Below are 2194 nucleotides of genomic sequence, written 5' to 3' on the forward strand. Positions count from 1 at the left end.
AGACACGGCGACAGCCAGTGAGAGTTTGCGCAGCATGAGGCGATCCCTAGCTTGACACCAGGTTGCTGCGGCGCAGCTTGGCGAAAAGCTGTTCGAGATAGGACAGGGAAATGCCTTGGCGCTCGGAGATATCGGCCAGGGACACGGGCCCGTGCTGCGCGTGCAACGCCAGGTCGAGCATGGCGGTCACGGCGTATCGGCCTTTTGTAGTCAGTCGCATGGACAATTACCACGGAGTTCGGAATGGGCGGGAGTATGCAATTCCCGAGCATTTAAGTCAACTATAAGACCTAGTGCTTTAGTCGGGTTTACCCGCAAAGAGCGCGCGCATCATAGCAGGGTCTGCGGCTTAATGGCACACCGGCCAGCGCTGCGCCGTTGCCTGATCACGACACCCGAGGGCCGGCGCCGCTTGCGCCGCCCCTCGTGCAGGCCTCAGCCCGCCGTGGTGTCTTCCTTGCCCTTGACGCAGGCGAAGTCTTCTTCGCGCAGCTCGGGCAGATCTTTCGCACAATAATTGCTGCCCAGATCCTTCAGCGCGCCGCACATCCCTTCCAGCCGTCCGTCCACCGCCTGCAGGTGATCGAGCAGTTGGCCGATGGCGCGGGCCACCGGGTCCGGCATGTCGCCGCTGACGCCGTAGGCATCGAAACCGATCTTCTCGGCCATCGCCTTGCGCTTGGCGTCCTGCTCGTCGTCGGACTTGACGATGATCCGCCCCGGAATGCCCACCACGGTCGCGCCCGGCGGCACTTCCTTGGTGACCACCGCATTGGAGCCGACCTTGGCGCCGGCGCCCACGGTGAACGGCCCGAGCACTTTCGCGCCGGCCCCGACCACCACGCCGTCACCCAGCGTCGGGTGACGCTTGCCCTTGTTCCAGCTGGTGCCGCCGAGGGTCACGCCCTGGTACAGAGTCACGTCGTCGCCGATCTCGGCCGTCTCCCCGATCACGATGCCCATGCCGTGGTCGATGAAGAAGCGGCGCCCGACCTTGGCCCCCGGATGGATCTCGATCCCGGTCAGCCAGCGGCCGAAGTTCGACACCAGCCGCGCCAGCCATTTCAGGTCCGCGCGCCACAGCATCGCGGACAGCCGATGGATCCAGATCGCGTGCATGCCGGGGTAGCAGGTCAGAACCTCAAAAGCGTTACGCGCCGCCGGGTCTCGGTGGAATACGCTCTGGATATCTTCACGCAAACGCTCGAACATCATCATTCCTTCCGTTTAAGGAGCTCGCCACGGGCCGCTTTCTGGGTCTCCGTGAGGATGCCACGCAAAATATTCATTTCCGCCCGGCTGACCGAGCTGCGTCCGTACAGCCGGCGCAGACGCGCCATCAGGTGTCGCGGCTTTTCCGGATCGAGGAACTCAATGGCCACCAGGGTCTGCTCCAGGTGTTCATAGAAGCGCTCGAGCTCATCCATGGTCGCCAGCTCATTGCTTTTGACGGAGGCCACTTCTTCCTTTTCGAACTTGCTCGGCTGGCCTTGCGCCGCCAGCCAGGCCATGCGCACTTCATAGCTCAGCACCTGCACCGCCGCCCCGAGGTTCAGCGAGCTGAACTCAGGATCCGAGGGGATGTGCACGTGATAGTGACATCGCTGCAGCTCTTCGTTGGTCAGGCCGGAATCCTCGCGCCCGAACACCAGCGCGATTTCCGCGCCCTGCCCGGCCTCCTCGACCACTTTGGCGCCGCATTCGCGGGGATCGAGCAGCGGCCACGGGATCCGCCGGTCGCGGGCGCTGGTGCCCAACACCAGGTTGCAGCCGACCAGGGCGTCTTCCAAGGTGGCGACGACTTGCGCGTTTTCAAGGATGTCGCCGGCACCGGATGCGCGGGCGTCGGCCTCGTGGTGCGGAAACACCCGGGGCTCCACCAGCACCAGCCGCGAAAGCCCCATGTTCTTCATGGCGCGCGCGGTCCCGCCGATGTTGCCCGGATGGCTGGTGTTGACCAGGACGACACGAATGTTTTGCAGCACGGCGCAGGCTCTCGGACTCGGGAAAGGGGTGCAAATCTTACAGAACAGCCTACCGTTAAGCCATGAATGCGAACAGCGACCTTCACCTGAAGAAAACTTCTGATAGAATGCGCGGCTTTCTTTAACAACCTTAGGTGACACATCCATGCAGCCCATGCTGAATATCGCGCTGCGCGGCGCCCGCAGCGCCAGTGAAATGATCTTCCGAT

At 63.2% G+C, this 2194-nt stretch carries 2 protein-coding genes and 1 pseudogene; all 3 read right to left on the reverse strand.

The window, feature by feature from the left end; genetic code table 11:
* Nucleotides 1–49: 49 nt before the first annotated feature.
* Nucleotides 50–220 (reverse strand): annotated as a pseudogene (locus ACIP0B_RS28365) (Rrf2 family transcriptional regulator); the annotation flags it as partial.
* 215 nt (nt 221–435) lie between these two features.
* Nucleotides 436–1212 (reverse strand): serine O-acetyltransferase, encoded by a 777-nt coding sequence (cysE, locus tag ACIP0B_RS28370; protein ID WP_400838496.1) that lies wholly within the window; start codon nt 1210–1212, stop codon nt 436–438.
* Between the two features lie 2 nt (nt 1213–1214).
* A complete protein-coding gene (gene trmJ, locus ACIP0B_RS28375) occupies nt 1215–1985 on the reverse strand; it encodes a tRNA (cytosine(32)/uridine(32)-2'-O)-methyltransferase TrmJ (RefSeq protein WP_085586636.1) in 771 nt (256 codons plus the stop codon).
* Nucleotides 1986–2194 lie beyond the last annotated feature (209 nt).

Source organism: Pseudomonas sp. NPDC089534 (assembly GCF_044749305.1).
Taxonomy (GTDB): domain Bacteria; phylum Pseudomonadota; class Gammaproteobacteria; order Pseudomonadales; family Pseudomonadaceae; genus Aquipseudomonas; species Aquipseudomonas ekonensis.